Genomic DNA, 17614 nt, shown 5'->3' with positions numbered 1-17614 from the left:
TGAGTACACCGAATGCCTCGACGCGACCGTGCGCGGTGCCGACGGAGTCGCGCTGACAGCGCGATTCGGCGCATCGGGCTGCAATCAACGGAGGCAATGGCAATGGCGTGGGAACGTACGTTCCAGGATCCTGCTCGGTGGCAACCGTGCGAGATCTTGCGGCGTCTGCACACTGCGGCCACCGCGACTCGCGGTCGACGCCGTGTCGTGTGGTTCCTGGCCCTGGTCCCCGCTCTGGTCATTCTTCCGGGCTGCATCGGTGCGGTAGCAACGGCGCAGAGCGATACGGCCAGAGCCGGTGGGACGAGAATCGCGGCGCTGAGCTGGATGGAGATCCGAGACTCCGCTGGAGTGCCGTTGACCGACTACCTGCTCGCCACCGGCCACGGCGGTCTGCTGAATCCGTTGGAGACAGCGGTGGCAATGGTTCTCGGCCTGGAATTCATCGGGTACATGGTTCTGGTGACCTCGGCAGTGTGGGTGATCGGTTTTGCGATGAGCTTCCGGTGGCTGGACCCGTTCGGCAATGCGTTGCAAGGTGTCGCGGACGCCCTCACCGGACAGATCGCCACTCCCATTCTGCTGATGGTGGCGGCATCAATCGGCGCCTTCTTCGTGGCGTGGTTCGTAATGCGCGGCTATCACGCCAAGGCGGCAATGCAGGTTGTGACGATGGTGGGTGTCGGGCTGCTCGGCCCGATCGTGCTGGCGGAGCCACTGGCGGAAGTCATGTCGTCGCACGGACTGCTGACTACGGGCCGCGATCTCGGCATCTCGGTAGCTGCAGGATTGCATGGTCACGCCCGTCCGGATCCCGATCAGTTGGTGGCCTCCATGCAGGCCGATATGGCCGACAACTTCGCACGGCACCCGGTGCAAGTGTGGAACTTCGGACATGTAGTCGACCGCTCGCCCACCTGCCGGGCCGCGTGGTCGGCAGGAGTGCGCGCCGGCGACGACACCCGAGTGCTGAACGGCATGCGGACATGTGGTGACTTGGCAGCCTATTCCGAGGCCGACCATCCCGGGATGGGGCAGATCGGTTCCGGACTGGTGTTGCTGGTCTGCGGGACTATCGTGTTGTGCTTCGGATCCTATTTGGGGTTGAAGGTCATCTGGGCCGCACTGGATGCGATGTATCACGCTTTCATGGCCATATTCGGTATGGCCGCAGGTGGATTCGTCTACGGGCCTACCCAGACCTTCCTGGTCCGCAATCTCGTCGACAGCTTCGTCGCGGCGGCGCGCATGACGATTTTCACTCTTTTCCTGGCCGTCTACACCTTATTCCTCGGCAACTTGTTCGCACAGGCCCGCGACCAGGTCATGGTCGTGCTCGTGCTGGGGGCTATCGTCGAGGTCCTCGCCATCGTCCAACTCCGGCGGCTCAACGGCAGTCTCACCAACGGCACCGATTGGATCGCCGACCGGTTCGCCGTCGCCATTCAGAGTGCCGGGACCTCGGCCGGGGACGGCTCGAATGGTCACGCCCTCGGCATGGGTTACGCCGGTGCACAGCACGCCATGACCGGCCCGCATGGCGCGCACGCCGGGCTCCTCGGCGCGGTGTATGCGGTCAATGCCATCAACACCAGCCCGCTGGCCTCCTGGATGTTCATGCGGGAACACCCACTCGACCCCTATTCGAGGATGAAGAACAGGGCGCAACGGGAACTGTGGCAGGCTCAAGCCACCCCGATCGGCTCGTCCACGATCTATGGACGAGATGGGTTGTTCACACACAATTTCCGCGACAAGCAAAGCCTTGTGCATGCTGCCCGTGTCGGCGTCACCGCGGCCGAACACGCTGGCCGTGGCGGCATCGATACCGCTCGTGGTGCCGCGGCGGCTATCGAGGAGGCGATGACCCAGCGCGGCGCGAGCCTGTCCCAGTTGAGTTCCGCCTTACGCGGCGCGGGTTTCACCGACGATGATCTGGTGCACCGAGCGGTCCAGGCCCGCAGCCAAGTCATGCGATACAGTGCGGCCGATTCGCTGGCCGACAAGAACCTCTCCGGGGTCGTCGCCGCTGCCGCTCATGTCAACGCGACGCATACCCCCGCCGCCATCGCGGAGATCGAACGTGCGGCACTCGCCTACCGGACGCAGATGCCCGACGCGGTCACGCTCCATGGCAGCATCACTGATATCGACACCCCACTGGGATATGTGCACGACTATATGACCGCCCCGACAAAGGCGAAACTGGCCGCGCTGCAGAAGGTCGCGGATGGGGAGGATACGGCTCCATACAGCCGGGACGACGCGCTGCTCATAATGCGACGGATCGGCACCGAACACGCGCAGCGAACCGCTACCGCTGTCGACAGATTCGTCGCCGACCCGTCCGACCCGGCCCACCTGCGTGCCGTCCAAGCGCAACTCAGCGCCGCGATCGACACCGACCGATGGGCCGCCGGCGCCAAGAGAACGCCCGCCAACATCGTCCTCTCCCCCGCTGTCCGGTGATTGTCCGATGCACCACCAGGGAAGTGGTCGTTGCGTGCGCGAATGACTGGCCGTGCGCCAATAGGATCGTCTACCTTCTGAAGGGCGAGCCGCATCCAGGTGGATCGTGCTCGAGCACCGCCGAACCGGCGGCTGATGTTCACCGCGCTGCAACATCTCATGAGATCTCTTCGACAAGGAGCCGCACGTGCGTCCTGACGGTACGGAAATCACCACCGAGTGCCCTGGTCGATACTCCACCGCGAACGGAATGGTGAGTGCCGCCCGATCGAGGAACCAGCCGACCTGTGCGGGGGATGGTGCGTCCGCCGATTGCGCCGACCGCGAGCAGGTGGTGGCATGATGACCGATCTCGAGGGTAAGCGAGTGGTGATCACCGGCGCGGCACGCGGCATCGGTCTGTCCACCGCGCGCGCCGCGATCGCGCGGGGAGCTCGGGTGGCGCTGCTCGACCGCGATGAAATCGAGTTGGGGCGCGTGGTACCGGAACTCGGTGCGTCAGCCTCAGCTTTCGTCGCCGATGTCACCGATCCCGAAGGGCTGACCGCTGCGGTTGCGGCGGCCGCCGCGGAACTTGGTGGTGTCGACGTGGTTGTCGCCAATGCTGGCGTAGCGCCGAAGATGGCGACCGTGGAGGGCACGAGCCTGGCCGAGTTCGACCGCGTGATCGGCGTGAACCTGCGGGGAGTGTGGAACACGGTCCAGGCCGGTGTGCCGCACCTGGGCGTGAGCCGCGGCCGACTGGTCGTGGTCGCCTCGGTGTACTCGTTTGTCAACGGTGTGCTCGGCGCGCCCTACGCGGTGAGCAAAGCCGGTGTCGAAGCGCTCGCGCGTACGCTGCGCGTCGAGTTGTCGGTGGCTGGGATCGGTATCACCACAGCGTATTTCGGCTTCGTCGATACGGACCTGGTGAACAACACCAAGGGAGCCGATCCACTGTTCGAGAAGACCGAAGAGCTGTTCCCGCGCATGCTCACCCGGCGGATCAGCCCTGACCGGGCGGCGAAGGAAATCCTGAGGGCGGTAGAACGCGAACGCACCCGAGTTGTGGCGCCAGCCCTCTGGCGCCCCCTGGACTGGCTGCGTGGCATGGTCGGTCCGCTTGGTGACATGATTCTCGCCCGGGCAGGAAAACTGCGTAACGTCTTGGTCCAGGTCCGTGCCCGCGAAATCTCGTCCCCAGACGAACGCTGAACGGTCGGGTCGGCGTCGACGACACGAACGGCCTCCTGTGCGGCCGTGCCGTACTGCGGACGCCAACCCGGTCGGCCTCCTGAACGGTGCGCATGTCACCGGGGCTTCGGGCTCTCCAGGACGGCTTGCAGCAGGGGGTTTCGATGTGTACGAGCGCCGACCACAGCAGGTGCGCAGCGAGCATCGACACCTCGGTGTGCTCACGGTCGGCGCCGGTCAGCTGGGAATCCTTGCCGTAGAAGAAGACGACGATGGTGGCGGAGTTCCAGTTTTCTACCACCCGCAACCCGCTGTTGATCTCCCGCCTGAGTTCTTCCGCCGCCCCCACCAACCTGCCAGTCGTTCCCGACCAGCGTCCACGACCCGATCCGACCAGATCCCCGGTCGACCACTCCTGACACCCGCCCGGTCAGCTGGACGAACCCGCTGCCGCCGAGGCACTTTGCAATTCCTAACAGCTTCAGGATTCCGGGGTCATGTCGAGATGCCTGTGCTGAGGTGCTTCCATACCTGTGTGGAATACCGAAACAATCGGCACCCAGTGCCCTGAAGTTGCACATCTCCTGGCATTTGCTCCACTATGATCTGAATCGCCTTCGCCTCATGCATGATGCGGTATTCGCACGGAAACTCCTGGTTGAGCTGTATTAGTGGAATCACTGCGTCTAGGAAATTGGCGGATGCCAATGGATAGCCAGTGCCTCATGTTGCCGATTGCCACTTAGAGTTCCAGTCCATGGTGCAGCCGACTCCCTGGCAATTGACCGCGACGTCACGCCCACCGCTGATCAAGACCGCCGGCCGCCCCGAAAGGGCTTCTCCCCCACGGCGTGTCGACTTCCGCGTGTTCCGTGCCGCAGGGCGGGACGACTGGGGGTACCTGGCTGCCGCGGTGGGAAGTGCTGTCACGTTTGTGCTGTTGTTCCAGCCGTGGCTTGCCGCTACCGGTCCCGATGGCAAGATCAGCACCAATGCCTTCGGCCGAGTCACTGTTACCACGACCATGGCTGGTCTGTGGTCGGGGTCGCCACCGCCCAGCGCGAAGGTCGATGGATTGTGGGGCATCCTCGCGGGGGTGGCGGTTGTCGTCACCGTGGCCACCGTGGTGCTGAATCTCCGGGCCCGCGTCGAGACGCTGTCGAGATTGACAGTGGGTTCCACGGTCGCCGTCTCGGTTTTCGTCGTCGTCGCCCTGATCTATTTCAACGGAAAAGGAAGCGATCTGCGGGCGATGGTCGGCGCCGGATCGCCGCGGGACGTGGGCACCCAGATCGGTCTGCTCATCCGCACGGCCGCAGGCAACGGTCAGTACCCTGTTCCGGGGCTGCGCAGCATGTCTTACGCAAGCCCGACCCTCACGACATCGGGTGTCATAGCAGGCACGACATCGCTGGTATCGGCGGTCGCCGCGGTCGCCCAACTACTCTATGGACGCCGCACCGCGCCCGGACGCTCGCGGACGCCTGACATGTTCCGACGCTGGGCAATTCCGCCCGCCGCGCGATCGGGCACCGACTGAGGTCTGCCGCGAGAGGGCCGTGGCCAATGGTCCGCTGGGAATTGTCCTCAGTTCAGAGTGGATTCGGAGAGATCGCTGGTCCGGATGCGGTAGACCTGCAACCTCAGCCCGTAGTACTTGGTGGTTTCACCGACCCACTGCATGCCGAGACGTTGTGCTGTGCGGATGGCGCGCACGTTGTTCGGCCGCGCAACCGCGAACAGTTCGTCGACATCCTGGGCCAAGGCCCAGGCGACCAGGGCTCCTGCCGCCTCGGTGGCATAGCCATGTGCCCACGCACCAGGGTTGAGGTGCCAGCTGAGTTCGAGGTCATCAGCGGGCGGCAACAAACGGATACTCACACCACCGATGACCGCTCTGTCGTCGTTCCGCTCTACGGCCCACCGGCCCTGGGGCGGTATGAGGTCCGGCTGGGCCTGTTGCCAAGCCTCCAGCGTCCTACGCATCGCGTCGATGGTGTCTACCTGCTCCATCACGGGTGTCAACCATCGGGCAACCTCAGGGGAACCGTAGATCCCCAAAGCCGACTCGGCATCGTCGGCTGTCCAACCCCGGATGGTCAGTCTGTCGCTGGTCAGCACGGTCGTCGTCATGACCCGATCCTCCGCTCCGGCCGAATGGATGCGTCGTCGAAAACAATGCGACGAGTCCATTCCGTGCGCGTCGGCCGCGACTGAACCACACCATCTTCCATCGCGGCTATCTGGACGTGGGGGTGGGGCGGCTGAACAGGTCGCGGTGACCGGCGACGTACTGCTCGACCGATTGCGGAGGCTGACCGGTGAGTGTCTCGACGTCACTGGTGAGCCGGTTGTAGCGGTCGTTGCGGTGCAACTTCGCCATGGTGAGCAGGTGTTGCACTGTGTGCGGGGAAATGCCCGGCACCGCGCCTATCTGCTGCGCGAAGTCGTCGTAGGGCATATCGATACCCGACACCGGGTGTCCCAGCGCCCGGGTGTATTGCTCGGCCAAACCTTCGATGTCCAAAGCGGCGGGCCCGGTCAACTCGTACACGTGACCGACGCGCTCGGTCGGATCGCAGAGAACAGCGGCGACCACACGTGCTACATCGGTGGCGGCGATCGGTGAGGTCCGGCCGGTGCCGAACGGCAACGACAGAACTCCTCGATCGGCGACCTGCCGACTGGCAACGATGGTGAACAGCGGATTGTCCAGGAAAACGGTGGGTCTGACGTGAACGACGGGGACGCCCGACCAATTCATCATGTGTTCGGCCAGCCAGTGCAGCCGCTGATGCTGCGATTCATCGGAGCTCGTCGACGTCATCTGCGAGACCGTCATCTGCGACATATTTACCAGTGCTTCGAGATCGCCGCGCTCATCGGCGATCGTGCACACCACCGCCGCGGCCTCCAGATAGTCGGCCGACACAGCCATGTTGAAGAATGCCCGGCGCACGCCGCGGAAAGCCGCGGCGACATCGACCGGCACGGTGAGATCTCCGACGACGATTTCGGCGCCGAGTTCGCGGAGCGCATCGGCCCGCCCGTCGTCACGATGCACCATCGCCCGCACCGGCTCGCCGCCGGTGAGCAGCAGTTCGGCCACTAACCGGCTGACGCTGCTTTCACCGCCGCCCACACCGGTGACAAGATACGGCGCTGGATCACTCATGCCCGAATTCTCCTTGCCGCGAAATAGTTTCGGGTTACTCCTGGTTGTCCCGCTCAGGTTGGATAATTCGAAACGTAGGCAATCCAAGCCCGATTCTCGGGGGTGTGGTTCCCGTACCGCGTGCCATATGGTGGAGCTGTCATGAACAGCAATATCGTGGCAGTCATTCGACCGCAGAAAGATCAAGTCTGCGAATTCGGAGTTTACACGCGTGTAGGCATTCAGGACTACGCGGCGTAATGGCCGGCGATCCCCCGCCATCACCGATAGCGGGCGTGGTCGTACTCCTGCTCGGCGATCGGGCGGCCGGTCTATCGGGTTGAGAGACCCGGCGCGGCGCCGCCGTCGCGATCAGGTCAGGTCTTCGTGGGGGTCTCCAGTCCGGTGGTAAGCGTGCGGCGGAAGTGGGCAGTAAGAACAAGTCCGATGGCATGGAGTGCGTCGGGATCGGTCATCCGTTCGTGCCGACCGGGTATGTGGTGATCGGTGATACGGCCGGTGATGTGGTCGTTCCAGGCGCGAGCCGGGGAGAGCCCGTTCCCTGTGCGCCCAGCGTCCGCGCTGAAGTAGATCAGGTCACCGTCGAAGAGTCCGGGCCGGTGATTCAGGGTGAGCTCGACCAGGCGGGTGTAATCACGGTGCAGGATCTCGAGATGCTCAGTGGTCACGGCTGTGAAAAGTCCGCCCTGCCGACGGAGCAGGTCGGCCGCGGCCTCTACGGGGAGATCGGCAGGGTCCGGTGGCACGGCGAGGCCTCCGAATTCGGCGAGCATCTGGCCGATGCTCGGTGTGGGAGCACGCACGCTGCTGGTAGTCACGACACGGGTGTCCATCATGGCCAGCGTCGCGACGGAGTCGCCATCGCGACGAAGGTGGACGGCGATCGCGTGAGCGATGGTGCCGCCGAGCGAGTAGCCGAGCAAGTGGTACGGGCCGTGCGGCTGGACGGACCGGATCTCCTGAACATAGCGGTCGGCAAGTTGGTCGAGCGTGTCGAACCGCGCGGTAGGTTCGGTCATTGCCGGGGATTGCAGTCCGTATACCGGGCGGTCGGGCTCGAGGTGCGGCAGCAGACCGCTGAAACCCCACGCCAATCCGATGGCGGGGTGAACGCAGAACAGCGGTTGCCCGGACCCGGTGGCGCGCAGCGGAAGCAGAACCGACAGTGCGTCGTTCGAGTCCTGTTCGTCGAGACCACGCAGACGGGTGTCGATCCGTCGAGCCAGTGCTTGCGGGGTCGGATCGGTGAAGATCCATTGCACCGGCAGGCTGGCACCGGTCGCCTCCTGCAACCGCGCCACGAGTTGGGCGGCGGCCAGCGAATTGCCGCCGAGGGTGAAGAACTCGTCGTCGACGCCGACGCGTTCGATGTCGAGGGTCTGGGTGAAGGCTTCGCAGACGGTGACCTCGAGTGGGGTGGACGGCGCCCGGAACCGGGAGCGTCGCCGGTTGGGGACGGGCAGGGCGTTGCGGTCGATCTTGCCGGTGGGGGTGAGAGGTATTCGGTCCAAGATGAGGATGGTGGTGGGAATCATGTGGGCGGGTAGTCGGGTCGCGAGGAAGGTGGTGAGCGCGCTGGTGTCGGGTGAACTGTCCGGCCCGAGTACGACATAGCCGACGAGTTGGTCGGTGCCGTTGGGTGGGGTGTGGACTGTGACAGCAGCGTTCACGATGTCGGGGTGGCGGCGTAGCGTGCTCTCGATCTCGCCGGGTTCGATGCGCTGACCGTGGATTTTGATTTGTTGATCGCTGCGGCCGTTGTATTGCAGCGTTTGGTCGGCGACCCAGGTGACCAGATCGCCGGTGCGGTACATGATTGTCCCGGCCGGCCCGTAGGGGTCGGGGACGAAGTGGGCTGCGGTTGTTGTCGGTTGCTTGTGATAACAGCGGGCCAATCCTGGTCCGGACACGTACAGTTCGCCGGCTACTCCCGGCGGGACCGGGCGTAGTCCGCGGTCGAGTACTACGGCGGTGAATCCACGCAAAGGACCACCGATCGGCATCGGGTTGTCCGTGGCCGTCCGCAACGGAGTGGTGGCACAGCTCATGATCGTGGTTTCGGAAGCCCCGTAGGTATTGATCACCGTGCGGCCCGGTGTCCATCGATGTGCCAGCTCCGGCGGGCAGATCTCGCCACCGAGTATCAGGGTGTCCAGGGTGTCGACTTCGTTGGGGCGCATCGAAGCCAGCACAGACGGCGTGAGTGCGGCATGGCTGACATGTTCGGCGTTGATCAGCTCGGCGAGTTCGGTGCCGCCGAGTACCGATGCGGGGGCGAGGACCAGAGTGGCTCCCGCCGCGATGGCGCTGATCAATTCGAGGATCGAGACATCGAAGCTCGGCGACGCGGCGGCCAGCATTCGAGAGGTCGGGGTCAGGCCGAACCGTTCCCGTGTTTCGGCGGCCAGGTTCGCCAGCCCGGCGTGGGTGATCATGACCCCTTTGGGGGTGCCGGTGGAGCCCGAAGTGTAGATCAAGTAAGCCGGGTGTTGTGGCTCGAGCGGGACCATGCGCTCGGAGTCGGTGATTGCCGCGGGGTCTGCTGCCGCCGACGTCGCGGTGAAGGACAGGCTGTTGAGGTCCGTCCAACTGATCGTGTCCGGTAACCGGTTTCGGTAGGTCTGGTGTGTCAGCCCGACCGACGCACCGGAATCGGTGAGGATGCTTGTGATCCGGTCGTGGGGGTGAGTGGGATCTATCTGAACAAATGCGCCGCCGGCTTTGGCGATAGCCCATACAGCGATCACGGCGTCGATAGAGCGCGGTAACGCAACGGCTACCAAGGATTCCGGCCCAATCCCGGCGTCGATCAACACCCGAGCCCACCGGTTCGTGATTTCATCGAGTTCGCGGTAGGACAGTCTTTCGAGGTCACAGACCACCGCTTCGGAGTCCGGCATCATCGCGGTCGTCAACATGTGCGGCAACACCGACGCCACCTCGCCGGGCCTCCCGCGAGCGGGCACCAGCGTTGCTCGTTCAACCGACGACAGCAGTTGTAATCGGGCGAGCGGAAGGTCGATGTCGGTGGTGATGCTGTCGAGCACTCGAGCCACTCGGTCGGCGATGGCGTCGATTCGGTGTTGGGTGAATAGTTCGGGCAGGTATTTGAAGGTCAGGCGTAGCTGGGTGTCGTGCTCGATGATCAGGCCGAGCGGGTAGTGCGCGGCGTCCCGTCCGTGCATGTCGAGAACATGCATTCCGGCGATATCGGTGTCCTTGGACAGTCCGGCACGGTCGACCGGGTAGGACTCGAAGACCGTCACGGTGTCGAACATCGCGCCGGGACCAGCCACGCGTTGGATCTGGGTGAGTCCGAGGTGGTGATGGTCGAGCAGCGCGGCCTGGCCGGCCTGGATGCGCCGTAGAAGTTGGGCGAGGCTTTCGCGGTGGTCGAGCCGGACCCGGACAGGCACGGTGTTGACGAACAGCCCGATCATCGATTCGATCCCGGGGATCTGTGGGGGGCGTCCCGAGACCGTGGTACCGAAGACCACGTCGTCGCGCGCGGTTTCGGTGGCCAGCACAATCGCCCACACGGCTTGGATGAGTGTGTTGAGGGTGATCTCTTGCTGATGCGCCACCATGACCAGCGCCGCGGTGTGGTGTTCGCTCAATGGCAGCTGTACCTCACGTGCGGCTGTGCGGTGTTGACGGCCGCGATCCGCGGGCGCCATCAGAGTCGGCTCGGTGACGCCGTCGAGTGCTCGCGCCCATGCGATTTCGGCCGCGTCCTGGTCCTGGGCGTTCAGCCACATCAGATAGTCGCGATAAGGACGCACTCGGGTGAGCGCCGCGGGGTCGCTGTCACTGGCGTAGAGGGTCAGTAACTCCCGGACGAGCAGTGGCGTGGACCAGCCGTCTATCAGGATGTGATGCATGCTCAACAGCAGCCGGTACCGCTGTGGCCCGGTGCTGATCAGTGTCAGTCGAAGCAGTGGCGCGGCGGTCACATCGAAGCGGATGCGGCGATCTGTGTCCATGAGTTGTTCGACCACGGCCGCGGAGTCACCGTGCTCGGTGACGTCGATCTGGGTGAACGGAATGTCGACGTGCTGGTGCACCACCTGGACCGGTCTGCCGGCGCTGTCGCGAACGAACGCGGTGCGCAGGTTTGGGTGCCGTGTGAGGATAGCCTGCGCGGCGCGGCGCAGCCGGTCCGCGTCTACGTGCCCGCCGAGTTCCGCGCAGAGTTGCACGATATAGGCGTCGAGAGACTCGTCGGCGAGCTGGGCATGGAACAGCAACCCCGTCTGCAGCGGCGTGAGGGGCCAGATGTCGTCCAGGGTGGGGTGTCGGGCCTCGAGCTGATCGATCGCGTCCTGGTCGAGGTCGACAAGGCTTACATCGGAGGGGGTCAGCCCGCCGACGCCGGGCTCGGACGCGTGGTCGGCCAGCGCGGTCACCGCGTCCAGCCACAGTCCCGCCAGGTCGGTGACGTCGGCGGAAGTGAGCAGTTCGCTGGGATAGTCCCAGGTGGCGGTAAGTATAGGCCCGTCCGATGTTTCCATCGTGACTGCGTTGATGCCCAGTACGGCTGCTAGGGGAGCATCGGGATTTTGGACGCCGCCGCCATCGGTGTCATCACCTGCGGGCATCCACCCGCTGTCGCGCACGTTCGCCGGAATGGTGTCGAATCGACCGAGGTAGTTGAAGCTCACCTGAGGGGTGGGTAGCGCACCCAAGACACGGGCGGTGTCGGCGTTGAGGTAGCGCAGCAGCCCATAGCCGATCCCGTGCCCGGGGACCTGTCGGAGTTGTTCTTTGACCGATTTGATGACCGCTCCGGCGGCGGACCCGGCCGCAAACGCGTCGTCGACATCGATATCGGACAGGTCGAGCCGCACCGGGTAGGTGGTGGTGAACCATCCGACGGTGCGAGTGAGGTCGGCGCCGGGCAGTACCGTGTCGTGGCGGCCGTGGCTTTCGAATGTGAGCAGCGTGTCAGTGACCGCACATCCGCGCCGTTGACGCCAGCGAGTCAGCGCCAGCGCGAGTCCCGCGATGAGGGCGTCATCCACGTTGCCGTGGAAGGCCGCCGGCAAGGTAGTGAGTACAGCGCGGGTCACCGCGGTCGGTAGCGCCACCTCGACAGTGGCGACGGTTGCCTGGACGTCCGCGGCGGGGTCGATATCGCGTGCACCGATCGGCGGATCGGCGGCGCCGAGCGTCAATTGCCACCAGTCGAGTTCATCGACGTTCTCGGCGGCGGTGTTCAGCCCATGCGCCCAGCGCCGCATCGAGGTGCCGACCGGCGCGAGCTGCGGCGTTTGCCCGCTACTGATCTGGGCCCACGCGATAGCGAGGTCGGGAATGAGGATCCGCCACGACACGCCGTCAATTACCAGATGGTGTGCGACGACGAGTAGCCGTCCCGGCTGTTCGGCCCAGTCGAGCCAGACCAGTTGCAGCATTACTCCCGCCGCGGGATCCAGACGTTCGGCTGCCGCGTTCGCCTCCGCGGCGACGAGTTCGGCAAATGCCGCAGTGCCGGGCGCCGCGTCCACCGACACGTGACGGATCAGTGCGGCCGCCGATGCCGCGATCGGCTGCACCTGCACAGCCCAACCGGCGGCGTGTGTCGGATCCGGCTCCAGCCGGGCCCGCAACATGTCGTGATGGTCGATCACCGCCTGGACAGTGGCAGCGATTCCGGCGCTATCGATGTCGGCCGGCAAAGTGAGCATGGTCCACTGGCAGAACCGATCGAATCCGCCGCCGCGTTCGAACATCCACGCCGCGATCGGTGTCATCGGTATCGGCCCGACACCTCCGCCGGGCAGTTCCTCCGGAAGGGGCGTAGCGGCGGTGCTGTCGCGGACGGCGATCTGGGCCAGATCGGCGACGGTTTTACGTTCGAACACCTCGCGTGCGGAGAACACCAGCCCCGCCGCCCTGGCCCGGGTCACCAGCTGGATCGACATGATGCTGTCACCGCCGAGCGCGAAGAACGAATCCTCCACCCCGACCTCGTCGAGTCCGAGCACCTCCGCGAACAGCTTCGCGAGCTCGGTCTCCACCTCGCCGACCGGTGCACGGAATTCGGCTCGGGCCGTGGTGAAGTCCGGCTCCGGCAGAGCGGCGCGGTCGAGTTTGCCGTTCGCCGTCATCGGCAACGTGTCGAGCACCATCACCGTCGCGGGGACCATATGCGGGGCCAACCGCTCCGCAGCGTCGGCGAGAACCGCAGCCGTGTCGAGGTCGACGCCGGGCACGGGCACCACATATCCGATCAACCGGTCGCTGGTGGTGCGGCCCCGGCGAACCGTCGCCGCGGCGCGAGCGACGCCTCCGCAGGCCAGCAGAGCCGATTCGATCTCGCCGAGTTCGATGCGGAAACCACGAACCTTGACCTGGAAGTCTGCCCGGCCGACATAGTCGAGCGTCAATCCTCCTCGGGGTAGCCGCAGCCAGCGCACCAGGTCTCCGGTCCGATACATGCGTTGTCCGAAACCCTCGAACGGGTCGGCGACGAACCTCGACGCCGTCAAACCAATCCGGTTGCGGTAACCACGAGCCAGACCGGGACCCGCCAAATACAACTCCCCCACCACTCCGACCGGCACCGGCTGCAGCCGCGCGTCCAGCACGACCTGCCCGACCCCGCGAATCGGTCGGCCGATCGTCACGGTCCCGCCTGCCACCATCGGCGCACTGACATCGGTCTGGATCGTGGCCTCTGCCGGACCGTAGGTGTTGAACAATCTCCGGCCCGGCGCCCATCGCGACACCAGTTCGGGCGGGGGCGCCTCGCCACCGACTACGACGGTCCTGAGGTCGTCGAGCCCGGTCGGATCGACCGTCCCCAACGCCGCAGGCGTCAGTGCGGCATGGGTTACCTTCTCCCGCAACAAGATCTGCGCCAGTTCGGCCCCGCCGTAGATGGTCGGCGGCGCGATCACCAGCTGCCCACCCGAAGTGAGCGCCCACAGATGTTCCAGGACAGCTGCGTCGAAACTCGGAGATGCGGCATTCAGCACCCGCGCGCCTGGCTCGATGCCGAAGCGTGAACATTGTTCGGCCATCAGATTCGCCAACCCCCGGTGTGACACCACCACACCCTTCGGCGCGCCGGTCGAGCCGGACGTGTAGATCACATAGGCCGCATGATCGACCCGTACCGGCCGGGTTCGCTCCGCATCGGTCATCGACACGGCGGGCAACGCCGCTACCTCCGCCTCGACCTCCGACTCGTCGAGGATCAACCACTGCACCGACCCCGGCAGTTGGTCCCGCCACTCCGACAAGGTGATTCCGACCTCCACCCCCGAGTCGGTGAGCATGTGCTCGATCCGGCCGATCGGGTAGGTGGGGTCGACGGGTACGAACGCGGCACCTGTTTTGGCTATCGCCCAGGTGGCCAGAACCGACTCGACCGATCGTGGTAGTCCGACCGCGACACTGGTCTCTGGTCCCGCGCCCCGACCGATCAACAGTCGCGCCAACCGGTTGGATTCGGTATCCAGTTCGCGGTAGGTCCAGCGCTGGTCCTCGCATACCACCGCGACCGCTGCGGGGTCTGTTCGCACTGCGGCCGCCAACAGTTCGTGCAGCACCCGTCCGGGCATCGCCGCGACACCCGATACCGAGGTCAGTTCACGGTATTCCGCGGCGGAGAGCAGGTTCAACCGGGCCAGTGGCAGATCCGGGTCGTCGGTGAGATAGCCGATCACGCGCAGGACCCGCTGCAAGGTCGAATCCATCGTGTCGGGGTCGAAGAATTCCGGCAAATATTTGATTCTCAAATGCAGTCGCGTGTCGACATGCGCGACCACTCCCAACGGGTAGTGCGCGGCGTCGGTACCAGCCACACCCAGTAGCCGCATGCCAGCGATATCGGTATCGGTAGTCAGTCCGCCGCGATCGACCGGATAGGACTCGAACACAGTCATCGTGTCGAACACCGCGCCCGGACCCGCTACCCGCTCGATATCGGTCAAACCCACATGATGGTGATCGAGCAACATCGTCTGCTCGGACTGGATCCGATCGAGCAACCCTCCCAAACTCTCACTGCTATCGAGACGCACGCGCACCGGCAACGTATTGACGAACAACCCGATCATCGACTCGATACCCGCGAGCTGCGGCGGCCGACCAGAAACCGTCGAACCGAACGTGACATCCTCCCGAGAAGTCAACTCCCCGAGCACGATCGCCCATGCCATTTGGACGACGGTGTTGAGGGTGATTCCACGAGATTTGGCGAGGTCTGTGAGTGTGGCGGTTTGTTGTTCGGTCAGTTCGCCGAGCACGTCACGTGATTCGGTGTAGCGGCGGCCGGGATCGATCGCCGCTACCAGGGTGGGTTCGTCGGTGCCATCGAACACCCGAGCCCACACCTCGAGTGCGGCGGCGCGGTCTTGTCCGGCCATCCATGCCAGGAAGTTTCGGTAGGGGTGGACAGCGGGCAGTATCGTCGTGTCGCTGTCGGTGGCGTACGCCACCAGCAGCTCTTTCAGCAGTAGTGGCGTGGACCAGCCGTCGAGTAGGAGGTGGTGGTTGGTCAGCACCAGCCGGTGGTGATCGGGCGCGATGGTGACCAGCATCCAGCGCAGTAGTGGGGCGTGTGCCGGGTCGAATCGGGTTACCCGGTCCGCGGCCATCAACCGGTCCCACTCCCGGTCGCGTGCGTCCTCGTCCAACCCGGACAGGTCGAGTTCTGACCAGGGTGCTTCGAGGTTGTCGGTGATTACTTGGACCGGTCCGGTGTCGGTGTCGGTGATGAACGAGGCGCGCAGGTTCGGATGCCGGTCCAGTACTGTCTGTCCGGCTCGACGTAGCCGGGCCGGGTCGAGTTGTCCACCCAGTTCGAGGACCAGTTGCACCATGTAGGCGTCCACCGATTCCTCGGATATCGTCGCGTGGAACAGCAGCCCTGCTTGTAGTGGGGTCAACGGCCAGGCGTCGCTCAACATCGGATACCTGTCCTCGAGGCGTTCGATCTCGGACTGGCCGAGTCGAACCAAATCCAGATCCGACGGCGTCCGACCCCCAAGACCAACACGGGAACCGGCACCGGCACCGCGAGTGTGTGTCGCCAACGCGGTCAATACCCGGCTCCATGAGTCTGCTATCTCACGCACTTGGGTCGAGGTGAGTATCCCGACGGGGTATGACCAGCTCGCCCGTAACCGTGACCGGTTCCCGTCGTCGAGGGTGTGGGCATTGATATCGAGTACCGCGGGCATCGGCATGTCCGGGTTTCGGGCACCGGCGAGTTCGGTGTCCCAGCGGCCACCGTCGTCGACGGGTATCCACCCGATCGCTTGCCTGTCTTCCTGGGTCCCGACCGTGACGCGGCCGAGGTAGTTGAACCCGATCTGTGGCGCCGGCAGCGCCGCAAGAATCGGTCCGGTGTCCTCGTTGAGATACCGCAACAGCCCATAACCGATCCCGTGATCAGCAACAGCGAGAAGCTGTTCCTTGACCGACTTGACCGCAACCCCCAACGCCGACCCACCCGCACCCGCATCATCGAGATCGACACTCGAAATATCCAAACGCATCGGGTATCTCGTCGTGAACCAACCCACCGTCCGAGTCAAATCCGCACCCACCACCGCGCCATCCTCACGACCGTGGCCTTCCACACCGATCAACATCTGCGCGAGCACAGCACCAGACCCCCCGGTTTCGGTTTCGTGCAAGTGTTCGCGCCGCCACTTCGTCACCGCCACCGCCAACGCAGCCAGCAACCCATCAGCGACACTGCCGTGGAACGCTGCGGGCACGTCGGTCAACAACGCGGCGGTCACCTCCGGCGACACCTCGACCTCGACCGTGCCCGCAGTGGCCGCCACATCGACCGCGGGATCCAACGGCCGCGACCCAATCACCGGATCATTCTCCACAACCATCGCCTGCCACGATTCGAGTTCCGCCGCGCGGCGCGGACAGTGGGCCTCCTCGACCAGCCCATGCGCCCACCGACGCATCGATGTCCCCACCGGAGGCAGGTCAGGTGGCTGGTCGGCCGCGATCCGCGCCCACGCGACCGCAAGATCAGGCACCAACACCCGCCACGAAACCCCATCGACCGCCGAATGATGCACTACCACCAACACCCGACCCGCCACTGCCGCGTCGGCTGGATCGAACCACACCACCTGCACCACGATTCCCGCGTCCGGATCGAGCCGATCCGCAGCCGCATCCAACTCCGCCGCCGCCAGCGACCGGAACTCCTCGCTGTTCGCTCGTGGTTCGGTCACCACTCGGTGGATGATGTCGTCGGCTCGAACCACCCCGACCGGCAACACCTCCCACGCCCAACCCCCATCGACGGCCGGGTGTAGCCGTGCGCGCAACATGTCATGCCGATCCAGCACTGCCTGCACCGTGCTTGTCAGGGTCTGCCGGTCGATTCCCGCGGGCAAACCCAACAGCAACGACTGCGAGAAACGCCCGAACCCGGACCCCGGCTCGGTCTGTTCGAGTAGCCATCGCATGATCGGCGTCAACGGTATCGGCCCGACACCGCCACCGGGCAGTTCTTCCGCAACAGCGACAGCAGCGGCAGTATCCCGGACAGCGACCTGAGCCAAACCAGCGACGGTTTTACGTTCGAACACCTCCCGCGCGGAGAACACCCACCCCGCCGCCCTGGCCCGGGTCACCAACTGGATCGACATGATGCTGTCACCACCCAGAGCGAAGAACGAATCATCCACACCCACCCGCTCGACACCGAGAATGTCAACGAACGATTGGGCGATAGCCTGTTCGACCGGTGTCGTGGGTGCCCGGTATACGGTGTTGTCGGTGAATACCGGGGTGGGTAACGCTTTACGGTCC

At 64.9% G+C, this 17614-nt stretch carries 6 protein-coding genes and 1 pseudogene; 3 read left to right on the top strand and 4 right to left on the bottom strand.

The window, feature by feature from the left end; all coding sequences use genetic code 11:
- Positions 1–102: 102 nt before the first annotated feature.
- Both AB0C34_RS14015 and AB0C34_RS14010 read left to right on the top strand, forming a co-directional pair.
- Positions 103–2469: a hypothetical protein gene (locus tag AB0C34_RS14015; RefSeq protein WP_357071411.1), complete on the top strand. Its 2367-nt coding sequence runs from the start codon at positions 103–105 to the stop codon at positions 2467–2469.
- Positions 2470–2808: 339 nt separating this feature from the next.
- Positions 2809–3663 (top strand): SDR family NAD(P)-dependent oxidoreductase, encoded by an 855-nt coding sequence (locus tag AB0C34_RS14010; RefSeq protein WP_357071408.1) that lies wholly within the window; start codon positions 2809–2811, stop codon positions 3661–3663.
- A 148-nt stretch (positions 3664–3811) separates the two neighbouring features.
- Here AB0C34_RS14010 and AB0C34_RS14005 read toward each other — a convergent pair.
- Positions 3812–3991, bottom strand: a pseudogene (locus AB0C34_RS14005) (Tn3 family transposase); the annotation flags it as partial.
- 408 nt (positions 3992–4399) lie between these two features.
- Between AB0C34_RS14005 and AB0C34_RS14000 the strand changes: the two are divergent.
- Positions 4400–5182, top strand: a complete 783-nt coding sequence (locus AB0C34_RS14000; protein WP_357071405.1) for a hypothetical protein — start codon at positions 4400–4402, stop codon at positions 5180–5182.
- A 47-nt stretch (positions 5183–5229) separates the two neighbouring features.
- Here the strand turns inward: AB0C34_RS14000 and AB0C34_RS13995 are convergent, their stop codons facing one another.
- The 3 genes from AB0C34_RS13995 to AB0C34_RS13985 form a co-directional block, all read right to left on the bottom strand.
- Positions 5230–5775: a GNAT family N-acetyltransferase gene (locus tag AB0C34_RS13995; RefSeq protein WP_357071402.1), complete on the bottom strand. Its 546-nt coding sequence runs from the start codon at positions 5773–5775 to the stop codon at positions 5230–5232.
- 106 nt (positions 5776–5881) lie between these two features.
- Positions 5882–6817, bottom strand: coding sequence for an NAD(P)H-binding protein (locus AB0C34_RS13990; RefSeq protein WP_357071399.1), 936 nt, complete (start codon positions 6815–6817; stop codon positions 5882–5884).
- A 356-nt stretch (positions 6818–7173) separates the two neighbouring features.
- A complete protein-coding gene (locus AB0C34_RS13985; protein ID WP_357072225.1) occupies positions 7174–17535 on the bottom strand; it encodes an amino acid adenylation domain-containing protein in 10362 nt (3453 codons plus the stop codon).
- Positions 17536–17614: the final 79 nt, after the last annotated feature.

The organism is Nocardia sp. NPDC049220 (assembly GCF_040647855.1).
Taxonomy (GTDB): Bacteria; Actinomycetota; Actinomycetes; order Mycobacteriales; family Mycobacteriaceae; genus Nocardia.
Note: the sequence above shows the minus strand (reverse complement) of the source record. Positions and strands in the feature narration are given on the sequence as shown.

Bases quoted from the DNA above. Each gene is read 5' to 3' on its own strand.
- AB0C34_RS14015 (WP_357071411.1), top strand. From the start codon at position 103: ATGGCGTGGGAACGTACGTTCCAGGATCCTGCTCGGTGGCAACCGTGC.
- AB0C34_RS14010 (WP_357071408.1), top strand. From the start codon at position 2,809: ATGATGACCGATCTCGAGGGTAAGCGAGTGGTGATCACCGGCGCGGCA.
- AB0C34_RS14000 (WP_357071405.1), top strand. From the start codon at position 4,400: ATGGTGCAGCCGACTCCCTGGCAATTGACCGCGACGTCACGCCCACCG.
- AB0C34_RS13995 (WP_357071402.1), bottom strand. From the start codon at position 5,775: ATGACGACGACCGTGCTGACCAGCGACAGACTGACCATCCGGGGTTGG.
- AB0C34_RS13990 (WP_357071399.1), bottom strand. From the start codon at position 6,817: ATGAGTGATCCAGCGCCGTATCTTGTCACCGGTGTGGGCGGCGGTGAA.